We start from the raw sequence: 14,879 nt of genomic DNA, 5'->3' as shown, positions 1-14,879 counted from the left end.
GGTCACTTGGTCGCCTCCGCGCGCTTGCGGACCCAGGCGTTGAGCAGGGTCGCGAGGAGCAGCATCGCTCCGAGGAAGAACTTGAACCAGTCGGGGTTCCACTCGGCGAAGACGATGCCCTTGCTGGTCATGCCGAAGATGCACGCCCCGATCGCCGACCCGACCGCGCTGCCGTAGCCGCCGGTGATCAGACAGCCGCCGATGACGGCCGCGATGATGTAGATCAGCTCGTTGCCGACGCCCTCGCCGGACTGGACGACGTCGTACGAGAAGAGCAGGTGCTGGCCGGAGATCCAGGCGCCGAGCGCCACGCCCATGTACAGGCCGATCTTGGTCTTGGCGACGGGGACGCCGACCGCGCGGGCCGCGTCCTTGTTCCCTCCGACCGCGAAGATCCAGTTGCCGGCGCGGGTGCGCAGCAGGATCCAGGAGGCGAGGGCGACCAGGCCGAGCCACCACAGAATGGTGATCTTGAAGTCGACGCCGCCGAGGGTGAGGGTCGAGGCGAACACGGCGTGGGCCGTCGAAAAGCCCTCCATGTCGGCGATCGTCTTCGTGGAGACGGTGCTGTCGATCAGCTTGGTGAAGCCGAGGTTCATGCCTGTCAGCATCAGGAACGTACCCAGCGTGATGATGAAGCTGGGCAGCTTGGTGCGGGTGAGCATGAAGCCGTTGAAGGCGCCGACCGCCAGGGTGGCGAGGAGCGAGACGCCGACGCCCACCCAGACGTTCGCCGTCATCTGGTAGCTGAACATCGACGAGATCAGCGCCGACGACGTCACCAGCACGCCCGCCGACAGATCGAACTCGCCGCCGATCATCAGCAGCGCGACCGGGACCGCCATGATGCCGATCGTCGAGGACGCGTACAGGACGGTGCTCAGGCTCGCGGGCTGCAGGAAGCTGTCGGCGGCGCAGGCGAAGAAGACGAAGACGGCGATCCCGCCGACGATCGAGCCCAGCTCGGGGCGGCCCAGCAGCTTGCGCAGCGGGGAGGTCTTGAGCAGCCGTTCGTCGGTGGACTCGGTGGACGGGGTGGTCGCGCTCATCGGGTGCCCCGATCCGTGTACGCCGCCAGCGCGCCCGCCTGGTCCTTGGTGATGATCTGCGGGCCGGTGAGCACCGGCTTGCCGCCGCCGAGGACGTCGCGGTTGTACTTGTACAGCCACATCAGGTCGACGGCCTGGTAACCCTGGAGGTACGGCTGCTGGTCGACGGCGAAGCCGAGGGTGCCGTCCTTCAGCTCGGCGGCGACCTTGGCGTTGAGGTCGAAGGTATCGACCTCGGCCTTGCTGCCCGCGTCGGCCTTCGCCTTCACGGCGGTGTCGGCGTAGGGCGCGCCGAGCGTGACGACGGCGTCGACCGACTTGTCGGCCTGGAGCTTGGCGCCGATGGCGGACTGCACGTCGGGCATGTTCGTGCCGTTGACGTAGAGGTTCTCGACCTTGCCGTGGAAGGTCTTGGCCACTCCGGCGCAGCGCTGCTCGTGGCCGACGTTGCCCTGCTCGTGCAGGACGCAGATCGCCCTCTTCTTGCCGCGCTTGTTCAGCTCGTCGCCGACGGCCTCACCGGCGATCGTCTCGTCCTGGCCGACGTGCGTGAGCGCACCGAAGGCCTTGGACTCCGCGGAGCCCGAGTTCACCGTGATCACGGGGATGCCGGCCTTCTCGGCCCGTGCCACGGACGCCTTCAGGGCGTCGGGCTTGGCGAGGCTGACGATGATGCCGTCGACCTTCTTGTCCACGGCCGCGTCCACGAGCTGCGCCTGCTGCTGGGCCTCGGCGTCGTGCGAGTACAGGAAGTTGATGTTGTCCTTGCGGGCGGCCTGCTCGGCGCCGCTCTGCACGATGTCCCAGAAGGTGTCGCCGTCTCCCGAGTGAGTGATCATCGCGAAGGTCCAGCGCGGCGTGTTCACCGCCGCCTTCCCCTGGGCCACGGCCGCCTTGCGGGCGTCCTCGGCCCGCTTGCCGCCGGTGCTGCTGCACCCGGACACCGACATGCAGGCCACGCCCAGCGCCCCTGCCACCGCGATGCCTACCCAGGTTCGAAACCGTGCCACAGGCCGTGCCCTTCTTGCTGTGCTCTGACGTACGCATGGGGCTGGTGATCGACTCGGCGGTCCCATCAGCAGTCCCAAACGTCCCATTGTCGGACACAGGGGTGGCATATGCCGCGGCCGGGGCAGACGGTCCGGTCACATTGTCCTGACATCGTGACGTGCATGGCGCGCGTACGGCAGGCGTACGGCAGACGCACGACGCACGGCTCTCAGGAGCGTACGAGCAGCTGGAAGTCGAAGGAGTAGCGGGTCGGGCGGTAGGCGTGGTCGCCGAACTCGACCGCGCGGCCCGTGTCGTCGAAGGTGGTGCGCCGCATGGTGAGCAGCGGGGCGCCCTCGGCCTCGGAGAGCCGCTCCGCCTCGGCGGCCGTGGCACCGCGGGCGCCGATGGACTGCCGGGCGCTGTGCAGCGTGATCCCGGAGGCGCGCAGCAGGCGGTACAGGCCGGTCGCCTCCAACTGTGCCGTGTCCAGGTCGAGCAGGCCGAGCGGCAGATGGTTGATCAGGTACGCCATCGGTTCGCCGTGCGCCAGTCGCAGCCGCTCGACGCGATGGACGTCACTGCCCTCGGCGACGCCGAGCGCGCCCGCGACCTCCGCGGACGCCGGGATGACGGCGTTGACCAGGACCGTGGTCGCCGGGCGCTGACCCGCCGCCTCCAAGTCGTCGTAGAGGCTGCTGAGTTCGAGAGGGCGCTTGACCTGGCTGTGCACGACCTGGGTGCCGACGCCGCGCCGGCGGACCAGCAGGCCCTTGTCGACGAGCGACTGGATGGCCTGGCGGACGGTGGGCCGGGACAGGCCGAGCCGCGCGGCCAGGTCGATCTCGTTGCCGAGCAGGCTGCCGGGAGTGAGGCTCCCGTGCTCGATCGCGGCCTCCAGCTGCTGGGACAGCTGGAAGTACAACGGCACCGGTGAGCTCCGGTCCACACTCAGGTCGAGCGACACGGTCGGATTCACGTCAGGTTTCGGCACGAGCCCGAGCGTAGCTGCGTGGCCGGTTGACGGGAAGTCGTGTAGTCCGGTTGTCCGGACATATTGATTGACAGCGCGGGGGGTGGCCCCTCACTTTGTTTCCATGCGCATCGGGGTCATCGGTACGGGCCGTCTCGGCACCGTTCACGCGAGCACGCTCAGCCGCCATCGTGACGTGGGATCCCTGATCCTCACGGACGCGGATCCGGTGCGGGCCCAGGAGCTCGCGCACCGCTTGGGGGAGACGGCGGCTCCGAGCGTGGACGAGATCTTCAAGTGGGGTGTGGACGCCGTGGTGATCACCACGTCGACGTCGGCCCACGCGGACCTGATCGGCCGGGCGGCACGCTCCCGCCTCCCGGTCTTCTGCGAGAAGCCCATCGCCCTGGACCTGGCGGGCACGCTGCAGGCGCTCGCGGAGGTCGAGGCGGCCGGCACCGTCCTGCAGATGGGGTTCCAGCGGCGTTTCGACGCGGGCTACACCGGGGCCCGCGAGGCCGTACGCTCCCGGCGGCTCGGCCGGCTGCACACCGTACGGGCGATGACCTGCGACCCGTCCCCGCCCCCCGCGGACTGGCTGCCGCTGTCCGGCGGGCTGTTCCGGGACACGATGATCCACGACTTCGACGCGCTGCGCTGGGTGACGGGACGCGAGATCGTCGACGTGTACGCGACCGGATCGGACGCCGGTCCCGCGATGTTCCGGGCGGCCGGTGACGTCGACACGGGTGCGGCCGTCCTCACCCTGGACGACGGCACGCAGGCCACCCTGACGGCGACCCGTGTCAACGGGGCCGGCTACGACGTGCGGATGGAACTCGCCGGGGAGCAGGACACCGTCGTGGTGGGGCTGGACGACCGTACGCCGCTCGCCTCGACCGAGCCCACCGGTCCACCGGCCGCTGACAGGCCGTGGACCGGGTTCCTGGAGCGCTTCGCGGCCGCGTACGAGGCCGAACTGCGCGCTTTCGTCGAGCTCCTGCACGGGGAGCGGCCCAACCCGTGCGACGGGCGCGAGGCACTGCGGGCCCTGCTCGTCGCCGAGGCCTGCGAGCTGTCCCGCCGTGAGCGAAGACCGGTGCGGCCGGCGGAGATCCTGGGGGAGATCCCTCCACCGGCCGGGCCCTTACGGTCCTCGGGCGCTTCGGGCGCCTCGGGCGCCTCGGGGTCCGCGCGACCCTCAAGCTCTTTCGGGCCCTCAACCTCCTTCGGTCCCTCCGAGGTCCGCGGATGAGCCGGCTGCGCGCCGGACGAGTCCTCAGGCCCTACCAGCGCACCGGCAGGGTGCGCACGCCCCGCATCAGCATCCCCGGCAGCCAGTCGCCGGGCCCGCCGTCCAGGGCGAGGCCGGGAGCGCGCTCCAGAAGGGAGCGGATCGCCGTACGGGCCTCGACGCGGGCCAGGGGTGCGCCCAGGCAGTAGTGGATGCCATGGCCGAACGCGAGGTGACCGCGGTTGTCACGGCGGATGTCGAAGCGGTCGGGGTCGGGATGGCGGGCCCCGTCATGACCGGCCGCGGTGAGACCGACCAGCACCGCCTCGCCCGCCGCGATGGGGGTACCGCCGATCTCCAGAGGCTCCGCGGCGAACCGGAACGTGGCGTTCTCCACCGGCCCCTCGTAGCGCAGCATCTCCTCGACCGCGCCGCCGAGGAGGCTCATGTCGCCGCGCAGGGCGGCGAGTTGATCGGGGTGCGTGAGCAGGGCGAGGACGCCGTTGCCGATGAGGTTGACGGTGGTCTCGTGGCCGGCGATCAGCAGCAGGAAGGCCATCCCGCGCAGCTCCTGCGGGGAGAGCCGGTCGCCGTCCTCGGCGGTGGTGCGGACGAGATCGCCGAGCAGGTCGCCGCCCGGACCGGCGCGCCGCTTGTCCTCGATCAGCTCCGTGAAGTACTCGGCGAGCCGGGAAAAGGCGTCGTACTCGCTCTCCGAACTGGTGGGCGCGACCACCTCGGTCGACAGCTTGCGGAACTCCGCGCGGTCCAGTTCGGGGACGCCGAGCAGTTCGCAGATCACCGTGATCGGCAGTGGGTAGGCGAGGGATTCGACGAGGTCGGCGCGGCCGCGCGGGAGCATCTCGTCGAGCAGCCGGTCGGTGATCTCCTGGATCCGCGGCCGCAGTTCCTCCACCCGGCGCGCCGTGAACGCGCGCGTGACGAGCCCGCGCAGACGGGTGTGCTGCGGCGGGTCGACGACCAGCAGGTGCCGGCCGATGAGCTCCTCGTCCAGGAAGGTCGTCCCGACCCTCCTGCCGTCCTTCACCAGCCGCGGGTCGGCGAGCGCCGCGCGCGCCTCCTCGTACCCCACGACGAGCCAGCTCTCGTGGTGCCGGTCGCGGGCCGGGAACCGTACCCGGTGCACCGGTCCGAGCTCCCGCAGGCGCGCGTACACGGGATGCGGGTCCCTGCGGAACCCGTCCCCGAACTCCCCCAGATCGATCACCTGTGTCATGCCCCGCCCCTTCCGGACATCCCCGAAGCCCTCACGAGCCCGCGCGGACCGATCCCGGTGACGGGCCCGGTGTACTGACAACGCGCCAGGGGCTCCCTCGGTGCCCGAATCGGACGCCGGACGAGCGCGAGCGTCATGACGGCGCCGGGCCTCGTCTCAGATACCGCAGCAGGCTGTCCAGATCGTCGCCGCCCGTGACGGGGTCGACCCGGTAGACGGTGACGGAGAGGGAGCCGGGGAAGCGGGGCAGCGCCTCCTCGTCGAACCTGGGGAAGAGCACCCGGAGGATGCGCTTCTCCCAGGAGCTCGGATTCTCGTACACCTCGTCCAGGACGTAGCCGCCCTCCCAGGTCGCTCCCCGACCTGTCCCCGGCCTCTCCCGCTGCTCCACGCGGCGCCGGTACGCCGGGGACGCGACCGTGAGGACGAAGTCCGCCGCGTTCAGTTCCTCCTGCATCCAGCGCAGCCAGTTGCGCGGTTCGTCGTCCGCGTCCTGGTCCAGCCGCACGTCGACGCCCGCCCGCTTCAGCAACTCGGCCAGCGACTTGACCTCCTTGCGGTGCCGGGTGTCCTCGTGCGCGTACGAGATGAACACGCGCGGCGGGGACGGAGTCTCGACCGACTCCGACGCCCGGATCGGCTCGGACGCCAGGATCGGCCCCGACGGCCGGACCGGCGGCTCCGGCGTCCGGACCTGCTGCGAAGGCCGGATCGGCTCCGGCTGCCGGACCTTGTCCGCTCTCCTCGGCGGGGGCACGGTGGACCGGGCGGGACACGGCCAGGGGGAGGCCTGCTCCGGGAGGAGCCGCTCGTCGGCGGGCAGCGGCGGGAGGGACGCCGTGAACCCCGCGCGGACCAGGCCGGCCAGTTGCCGCAGGACATGGCCGTAGGCGGACGAGTCGGGCCCCTGCTCCCGTACGACCCGGTAGAGCCCCAGCTTGTTGTAGTCGTCGACCACGTCCCCGGCGATCATCGGCGGCCGGGGCAGGCCGGGCGGGAGGGCCTCGACGGGGCGCCAGCGGACCAGCACCCGCATGGGCGGGGCCGCGGCCGGGCCCCGCTGGCCGGGAATGCTGTCCAGCCGGCGCTGGAACAGCACCCAGTCGCCTACGCAACCGCGGTCGTCGTAGTAGTCCGGCGAGCACAGCACGACCAGCACGCCGGTCTTGGCGACGAGCGACCGGCGTTCGTCGGCCGACAGGGTGCGGTCGCACTTCCGGGCGTCGACCTTCCTGCCCAGCTGCCGGCTCACCTCCCTGGCCAGGTCGTCGTGGAAGCGCGCCGCGTACGAGGGATTCTCGGCGTCGGCGAAACTCGTGACGAAGTAGCTCGCCATGGACAACCCCTTTCGCTCCCCTGTGTCCACCCGGCGCCCCTGGCCGATCCGCGCGCCGCGAACGTTGGCCAGTTGACGCCTCACCGCCCACGAGGTGTTCCGCCTACGCTCGACGGGGGGCTGCCATCGCCATGTTGCCGATCATTTCGGCCCAGGGATGCATGTGCTCCCCATGGGGCCGAACGGGGGGCAGAGATTGACGAGCTTACACAACCGCCTTTCGGAGAAAGCGGCTTCGATTTCGCCCACTTCCCATTCGCCCGTTCGCATACTCCCTGACAGTACGTCAGCTGCGGCTCCGTCGCACAGGTGGCAGGGCCCTACTTTCGAACAAAACTGCCCGCCTGCCAACCATTGGCCAATGCCTCGCGTATCCGTGACACGGGACGGGCGCACAACGCTGACGGCATTCGACCAATTCATCGTCAAGCTGCACAGCAGATGCAATCTCGCGTGCGACTACTGCTACGTCTACGAATTGCAGGACTCCGGATGGCGCGCGCGTCCGCGGACGATGCCCGCGGCCGTTCGTCACCGAGTGGTGCGCCGGATGACCGAGCACGTACGCCGGCACGGTCTGCGCCGGGTCAGAGTGGTGCTGCACGGCGGCGAACCCCTGCTCGCCGGCGCCGCCGTGATCGACGAGTTCGCCACCGCGGTACGCCGGTCCGTCGGCGCCGCGGGCGCCCATGTGCAACTCGCCGTCCAGACCAACGGAACCCTGCTCTGCGACGACATGCTGGACGTCCTGCTGCGGCACGACATCTGCGTCGGCGTCAGCCTCGACGGCGACCAGCAGGCCCACGACCGGCACCGGCACCGACGGGGAGCGGACGGCGGCGAGCGCCGCGGCAGCCACGCCCGGGTGGCCGCGGCCCTCGCCCGGCTCGACTCGCCCCGCCATCGGCGGCTGTTCGGCGGCCTGCTGTGCACGGTGGACCTGGCCAACCCGCCCCGGGAGACCTACGACGCACTGGTGGCACACGGGCCGCCCGCCGTCGACTTCCTTCTGCCACACGGCACTTGGGATGCACCGCCGACGGGCGCGGGCGGCACGCGGGCGCCCTACGGGGACTGGCTGTGCGCGGCGTTCGACCGCTGGGACGCCACCGGCCGCGGGGTGCGGGTGCGGCTCTTCGAGTCGGTCATCGGTCTGTGCCGGGACGGCACCGGCAGCAGCTCCGAGCTGCTCGGCACGCTGCCCGCCGCGGTCGCGGTGGTCGAGACGGACGGAGCCCTCGTCTGGGCGGACTCCCTCAACGCGGTCGCCGACGGCGCCTCACACACCGGTACGAACGTATTGAGCCATTCCTTCGACGACGTGCTCGCGCTGCCCGGCGCCCCGGAACACGGCATCGGGTCCCTGTGCCCCACCTGCCGCTCATGCCCCCTGGTCGACGTCTGCGGCGGTGGACTCCGTGCGCACCGCTACGGGCGTGGAGGGGGTTTCGCCAATCCCTCGGTGTACTGTCTGGACCTCACCAGACTCATCCGGCACATCCACCGACGGGCAGCCCGGTGAACCGCGTCGAAACACGCGCCCGAAATGGACGGCCGATCAGCACAGACATCCGGAATTTCAAGCCACTTCAAGGGGACCCGAGAGATGGCTCGGTTTCAAACCGGCTCCCATGTGGGCAAAATTGCCTATCATAGACCCGAATTGGTGTCGATGCGCACGCTCGGGCAGACCAATGCGCTTACCGATGCGGATGTGGGCCAATGGAGCGGTGACAGGCCGACGACGTTCGGGAGGCGGGTCCCTGGGGGGGTTGCTGTGGGGCCGATGTTCTACACCAGTTATGCCGGTTCGACCGGGGACAGAGGCCCGGTCCAGCGGTTCCACTTAGATGTCCAGAACGAGATCTACAGCGTGCTCGGGCGCCGCCCCCAGAACCAGGGGCGCCTCCAGCACGCCGAACCCGCGTCCGGCCCCGACCCCGCCGTGCTCAGCTGCCGGTCCCTGCTGGTGCTCTACTCGGCCGACTATCTGAAGGACCCTCAGTGCGCCCTGGAGTGGTCCGTCTTCCGCGAGCGCATGGAGCGGCGGCGATGGCGGACCGGGGAGCCCGCGGACGCTCTGATCGGCGTGCTGTGGCGGGCCGACTCCCTGGTGCTGCCGCGCGCGGTGGCGAACACGGGACAGCTCCTGGACGACCTGGGAGAGGGCTACCAGGGCCCGGGCGTGGCCGGTCTGCAGCGTGATCCGAGCGTCTGGGAGCGGTACCGCATGCTGGTGCGCCGGGTCGCCGAGCGCCTCATGCGGGCCGCGAAGACGCCGCTGCCCGCCATGGCGGAGGCGGACGGCGACGCGGTGGAGCCGTACTTCGGGCCGGGGTACGGCCGCCGCCCCGTCCGGCGCCCTGCGCCGCCCCCGCCGTCGCGGAGCGCGGAGCGTCACCTGGTGCTGGTCCTGCTGGCCGGCACCCGGACCGGGATGGAGCCGCTGCGCGAGTCCGCCGACACCTACGCCGAGACGGCCGAGGAGTGGTGCCCCTTTCGGCCGTACAGCGACGAACCCGCGGCCGCCGTCGCCGCCGGAGCGGCCCGCGCCTGCGGTGTCGACCGGCTGACCGTCGTCACCGACGACGACACCGGCCCGGATCCGCTGCGCGACGTCGACGCGTCCGCCGTCGTCGTGGCGCTGGTCGATCCGTGGCTGACCGACGACTCGTCCTTTCCGGTGCGATGGGAGCGGCTGGCGCGTTCGGGGGCACGTGTCGCGGCGGTCATCACCGTGCTGCCCCGCCTGGACGAGGAGAGCCGGCGCAGTGCGGACCGGCTGCGCGACGCGATGGCGCGTACGCCGGCGCGGCAGCTGGGCGCCTCCCACCACGAGGCGGGCTCCCCGGAGGCGCTGAGGCACGCCGTGGCCGCGGTGGTGGCCGACGCCTTCGCCTACGCGGCGGACGAGGACCCGGCACCGGGCAGAGCGGACGAGCTGCGGCCCGAGGGCACGGCGGAACGGCTCCTGCGCCGACAGCGCGAGCGGGCCGGCTGGCTCAGGCACAGGGCGTCCTGGTCCCCGTTGGTCAGCGGCACTCCCAGCGAATCCTGGGGCGGAGGATGACCACTCCCGGCCGGCAGACGAAGATCATCACGTTCTACTCCTTCAAAGGAGGCACGGGCCGCACCATGGCCCTGGCCAACATCGCCTGGATCATGGCCAGTCAGGGCAAGTCGGTCCTCACCATCGACTGGGACCTGGAGGCTCCCGGGCTGCACGTCTACTACGCGAAGTACCTCCCGGACCCCGACCTGAGCGGGAGCGACGGGATCCTGGACATGTTCTCCACCTTCGCCACCACGGCGGCGAGCCAGGAGCAGCAGTCCGAGCACCTGCGCGAACTGCACCCCGAGCACACCGACCTCAAGCGCTACGACGTCGACGTCCACTACACGTTCCCGAACGGCGGCCACCTCTACTACCTCGGCCCCGGACGCAACGACGGCGGCTACTTCGACCGGCTGCACGACTTCAACTGGGCCCGGTTCCAGGACACCCCCGACGGCAAGGAGTTCCTCGCGGCGCTGCGGACCCGGATGCGCGAGAGCGCGTACGACTACATCCTCATCGACAGTCGCACCGGGTTCTCGGAGGACGCCGGCATCTGCACGCTCGCGCTGCCCGACACCGTGGTCATCGGCCTCAATCTGAACCGGCAGGGCATCGAGGGGTCGAGGGACATCGCCCGGCGCATCAAGGAGCACCCGAGACCCATCGAGCTCCATGTGGTGCCGATGCGCGTCGACACGACCACCGAGGCGTCACGCATCGAACGCGCCCTCGCCGACGCCCGTACGGCACTCGACCCCTACCTCGGCCTCACCGAGGAGAACGTGCTGGACGCGTACTGGAACGAGGTGCTGATCCCCTATCAGCCGCGGTTCGCCTTCGGCGAGGAACTCGCCGTCATGGTCGAGAACCCGCGCCAGTCCCACACCCTGCTGCACGCGTGCGTCAAGGCCGCCAAACGGATCACCGACGGTGCCGTGGACGGCTTCGAGGCGGCGCCGAAGGAGCAGCGGGAGGAGTACGCCACCTGGAAGGACCGTACGGACCAGGACGTCACCCCGCTGGCCGTGACCGTGCTCAACGCCCCCGATGACCAGCTGTGGGCCGACTGGATCGGCGAACAGCTCATCGCGGCGGGCATGAAGGTGCAGTCGGAGCAGCCGGAGGCGGAGCCGCTCCCGAACGGCTCGGTGGAACGCGACGAGTTCTCCGGCCTCCCCCTCACCCCCGACGCCGACTACGTCGTCGCGCTGCTGTCGAGGCGTCTGGAGGGGACCGCGGCGGGGCGGACGATCGCGAGTCTCGCGGTGGGGGCGCCCGTGGGCGGCGCCCAGCCGCCGAAGACCGTGGGGCTGCGGGTCAGCACCGCCCGGCTCGTCCCGCACTTCGACTGGCCGGACGCGATCAACCTCGCCGGGCAGGACGAGGAGGCCGCGCACCGGGCGCTGCTCTCGCGCTTCTCCCATGAGGTCGGCAACGTCCCGTTCACCGCCGCCGAACGGACCCGCTTCCCGGGCCGCCAGCCGGAGGTGCTGTCGCTGCCCATGCGCAACGCCCACTTCTTCGGACGCTCCCGTCAACTCGCCCAGATCCAGGCCGGGTTCGACTTCTCGACGGCCGACCACACGGCTCCGCGCGTCCTGTGGGGCATGAAGGGCGTCGGCAAGCAGCACGTGGCCCTGGAGTACGCGCACCGCTTCGCCTCCCAGTACGACCTGGTGTGGTGGATCCCCGCGACCAGCGCGGACGGCATCCGGGCCGCGCTGCGGGATCTGGCCCAGGCCCTCAACGGCGCCACGCGCGGAACGCGCAGCGGCGACGACCCGGCCGCCCTGATCACGGACCTGCGGACCGGGCGCTACTGCTCCCGCTGGCTGCTGGTGTTCGACGGGGCGGAGAGCAGCGAGATCGTCGAGCCGTTCCTGCCGCCCACCGGCCCGGGCCACGTCCTGATCACCTCGCGCACCCCGCAGTGGCCGACCGGGTACGAGACCCAGCAGGTGGAGCCGTTGGCCCGCGAGGAGAGCCTGCACCTCCTGCAGAACGGGCTTCCCGGGGCGGACGTCGCCGCCCTGGACCGGCTCGCCGAACGGCTGGGCGACCTGCCGCTGATGCTCAACGCGGCCGTCGCCGAGCTGAGTTCCTATCCGGCCCGTACGGACGACTACATCGCCCTCATCGACAGCCGGGAGAGCGACGCCCCGGACGACGTCCTGCCGGAGTACCGGACGATGGACACCGTCTACCGGGGCATCTACGAAGGACTGCGCCGCCAGTCCCCCGCCGCCGCCCGGCTGCTGGAACTGTGCTCCTTCCTGTCGGCGGACGGCGTGGGCATGAAGGTCATCGAGTCGCCGGGCATGATCAGCCGGCTCGTCCCGCTCGACCCGAGCCTGGAGGACGCGCTGCGGCTGCGGTTCGTGGTGAACCAGCTCTCCCAGGCGACGCTGGCGGTGGTGGACCAGAAGGCCCAGCGGCTGAAGGTGCACCGGGTGCTGCAAGACCTCGTGCACGGCTGGATGACCCCCGAGGACCGGGCGGCCACCCGCGCGGAGGTCCTGGCCGTGCTGGCCGACATGGTGCCCTCGGACCTGCAGCGGCACGAGCCGCAGCATCGGTCCACCTTCGCCGAGCTCGACCGGCACCTGGAGCCGTCCGGCGCGCTGGAGAGCTCCGACGCGCGGGTGCACCGCTGGCTCGTCAGCCAGGTCTACCACCGGCGGACGTCCGGGCTGTGGGCCGAGGCCCGCGTGCTGGGCGAGCGCATCCTGGAGCGCTGGCGGGCGGACGAGAGCATGGGCGACAGCCACACCATGGTCCTGCGCATGGAATCCGAGGTGGCGGCGGCCTGCCGGGCCCTCGGCCATTACAAGTGCGCGCTGGAGCTGTCCCAGCACTCGGTCAAGATCCTGCGCGAGCGGGACAGCGACGACGTCTACACCCTGATGGCGGCCCGCGGCTACGCGGCCGACCTGCGCGCCACCGGCCGCTTCCAGCCGGCCTTCGACGAGGACAGCCGCACCTATCTGGGCCTGGCCAGGGCGATCGGCGAGGAGCACAACGCCACGCTCGACGCCTCCACCAACCTCGCGCTGTCCAAGTTCTACATGGACGCCGTCCAGGCCGCCGTCGACCTGGACCGAAACGCCTACGCCATCCGCAAACGGCAGTACGGCGAGAACGACTTCCGGCCCTGGATCTCCTTCGCCCACCTCGGCACGTACTGCCGCGAGCTCGGTGAACTGGACGACTCCGAGCGGTACCTGACCCGCAGCTGCGAGCGTTTCCTCACCCTCACCGGAAAGGACTCGCACCGGTACCTGAACGCCCTGGCCAGCCTGGGCATGACCATGGTGCGCAAGGGCGACACCGACGAGGGGCTGCGGCGGCTGCAGGACGCGCGCAGGGGGTTCAGCCGCCAGTGGGGGGACCGTCATCCCCGCACCATGGCCTGCGAGTTGTCCATCGCGATCGGGCTGCACGCCGCCGGCCGGTCCGCCGACGCGGCGGACAGCATGCCGGACCTGTACGAGCGCTACCAAGAGGTGTTCGGCCCCAGCCATCCCTTCAGCAGCATCTGCCTCAACAACATGGCCGTTTATCTACTGGCGACCGGTGACCCGGACACGGCACTCTCCCACGCGCGGACGGCGGTCTACCAACTCGGGGCGGTGTTCGAACCGGACCACCGGTACTCGCTCGTCGCGCGGATGAACCAGTTCAACTGCCTGAACGTATTGGGGAGAGACACCAGTACCGATGACATGGGGATCCACGAGGACTGCCGACGGCCGACGGCGTGGGGGGAGCGGCATCCGGTGACACTGACCGCGCTGGCCAACCGGTGGGCTTCCGGGGCGGGCGACGAGAGCGAGCCGCGCGCGGACCTCGAGCGCGCGGTCCTCGCGCACCTCCCGAGCGGCCATCCGCTCGCCACCGCCCTGCTGGCCGATCCGTACCAGAGGGTCGGCGCGGACCTGGAGGTGCAGGATGTCTGACCCCCTGGGCATCTCCGACCCCCTGGGCGTCGCCATGCACGCCTCGCCTCGATTTCCGGATGGGGATACGCCACAGATGGCTCAACTCGCCGCACAGTTACAGGGGTTGCTGCGCCACGACGGCCTGGCCCACTTGGTGCTCTACGACGGCGATGCGGCAAAGGTCGTTCTCGACGCGGCGCATCCGTCCACCGGTGCACTCACGATGTCGGCGGATTCCGCCTCCCACGAACGGACGGGACGCCAGCTCTATTACATCCTCGAGGAACTGGCCCCGGATTTTACCGCGTTGCGCACCGGCGCGCTCATTCGCACTGTATTACGCGTGCCGACGGGCGCCGTTCTCTATTACCTCGTCGAGCCCGGATTCCATCTCTACGGCGCCACCGCCGCCGTGGACCGCCTCGGCGAACTGGACGCCAGGATGGCCGAATGCGTCAACGGCCTGCGCCTGCCCGCGCGTTACAGTCCGCTGAACTACGGCTCCTGGTTCAACGACGAGCCCTGGGTGCAGCAACCGGCCACCCCCCAGGGCACCGCGGACCCGGACAAGGACCCGGGCGCAGCTTCCTCCCCGGACACCTCGCTCCCCGTCGGCCCCTACGTGGCCGAGAACCGACCGCACACCGCCTCCGCCCCGCCGCCCGGCGCCGAGGAGGCCCTGCGCTCGGCGCTCGGTGTCGAGGGCCTGCACTATGTGGCGTACCACGAGTCCCCGACGACCGCCTGGGCCTACGACATCTTCGACCACCCCGGGCTCGGCGACTTCTTCCGCGTCCAGACCCCGGACCGGCGCCGCGGCCGGTACGGCCGGATGGGCCAGCTCCTGCCCGGCGTCACCGGCCGTATGAACCTGTCCCTGCAGGCGATCCTGCAGGGCGAACTGCTTCAGGTGGTCCTCGACGTGGAACAGGGCGCCGTGTACTTTCACTCCCTGCCCGGCCGGCGCTTCCTCATGGGGGTGACCCTCGACCAGTCCAGGGTCACGGAGGCGGACCAGCAGGTCTCGCGGCTCGGACGCGACCTGGTCGACGGCTGACCCGGCG

General features: G+C 70.7%; 10 protein-coding genes. 5 read left to right on the top strand and 5 right to left on the bottom strand.

The features are described 5' to 3' along the window. Positions 1 to 2: 2 nt before the first annotated feature. The 3 genes from ABZ910_RS00860 to ABZ910_RS00850 form a co-directional block, all read right to left on the bottom strand. A complete protein-coding gene (locus ABZ910_RS00860) occupies positions 3 to 1,049 on the bottom strand; it encodes an ABC transporter permease (protein ID WP_361357079.1) in 1,047 nt (348 codons plus the stop codon). Next, positions 1,046 to 2,059 (bottom strand): sugar ABC transporter substrate-binding protein, encoded by a 1,014-nt coding sequence (locus tag ABZ910_RS00855; protein ID WP_361357076.1) that lies wholly within the window; start codon positions 2,057 to 2,059, stop codon positions 1,046 to 1,048. The genes ABZ910_RS00860 and ABZ910_RS00855 overlap by 4 nt, the downstream gene beginning before the upstream one ends. A 209-nt stretch (positions 2,060 to 2,268) precedes the next feature. Further along, a complete protein-coding gene (locus ABZ910_RS00850; RefSeq protein WP_361358069.1) occupies positions 2,269 to 3,006 on the bottom strand; it encodes a GntR family transcriptional regulator in 738 nt (245 codons plus the stop codon). 130 nt (positions 3,007 to 3,136) lie between these two features. Between ABZ910_RS00850 and ABZ910_RS00845 the strand changes: the two genes are divergently transcribed. Beyond that, entirely contained in the window at positions 3,137 to 4,267 is a 1,131-nt protein-coding gene (locus tag ABZ910_RS00845) for a Gfo/Idh/MocA family oxidoreductase (protein ID WP_361357073.1), read from the top strand. A gap of 31 nt (positions 4,268 to 4,298) precedes the next feature. Here ABZ910_RS00845 and ABZ910_RS00840 read toward each other — a convergent pair whose 3' ends face one another. Next, positions 4,299 to 5,483, bottom strand: coding sequence for a cytochrome P450 (locus tag ABZ910_RS00840; protein ID WP_361357071.1), 1,185 nt, complete (start codon positions 5,481 to 5,483; stop codon positions 4,299 to 4,301). A 133-nt stretch (positions 5,484 to 5,616) separates the two neighbouring features. Then, the gene (locus ABZ910_RS00835; RefSeq protein WP_361357068.1) at positions 5,617 to 6,819 is read right to left on the bottom strand and encodes a TIR domain-containing protein; all 1,203 of its coding nucleotides are present in this window, start codon (positions 6,817 to 6,819) and stop codon (positions 5,617 to 5,619) included. A gap of 361 nt (positions 6,820 to 7,180) precedes the next feature. Here ABZ910_RS00835 and ABZ910_RS00830 point away from each other — a divergent pair, with 361 nt between their 5' ends. From ABZ910_RS00830 to ABZ910_RS00815, 4 genes are all read left to right on the top strand, one after another. Next, a complete protein-coding gene (locus ABZ910_RS00830; protein WP_361357065.1) occupies positions 7,181 to 8,341 on the top strand; it encodes an FxsB family cyclophane-forming radical SAM/SPASM peptide maturase in 1,161 nt (386 codons plus the stop codon). Positions 8,342 to 8,605: 264 nt separating this feature from the next. Beyond that, positions 8,606 to 9,889 carry a hypothetical protein gene (locus ABZ910_RS00825; RefSeq protein WP_361357063.1) on the top strand — a complete coding sequence of 428 codons (1,284 nt, stop codon included), beginning with the start codon at positions 8,606 to 8,608 and terminating at the stop codon, positions 9,887 to 9,889. Then, positions 9,886 to 13,833: an FxSxx-COOH system tetratricopeptide repeat protein gene (fxsT, locus tag ABZ910_RS00820; RefSeq protein WP_361357060.1), complete on the top strand. Its 3,948-nt coding sequence runs from the start codon at positions 9,886 to 9,888 to the stop codon at positions 13,831 to 13,833. The genes ABZ910_RS00825 and fxsT overlap by 4 nt, the downstream gene beginning before the upstream one ends. Beyond that, the gene (locus ABZ910_RS00815; protein ID WP_361357057.1) at positions 13,826 to 14,872 is read left to right on the top strand and encodes a hypothetical protein; all 1,047 of its coding nucleotides are present in this window, start codon (positions 13,826 to 13,828) and stop codon (positions 14,870 to 14,872) included. Before fxsT ends, ABZ910_RS00815 begins: the two co-directional genes overlap by 8 nt. Positions 14,873 to 14,879: the final 7 nt, after the last annotated feature.

The sequence above is a fragment of the Streptomyces sp. NPDC046805 genome (assembly GCF_040645355.1).
Classification (GTDB): domain Bacteria; phylum Actinomycetota; class Actinomycetes; order Streptomycetales; family Streptomycetaceae; genus Streptomyces.
Note: the sequence above shows the minus strand (reverse complement) of the source record. Positions and strands in the feature narration are given on the sequence as shown.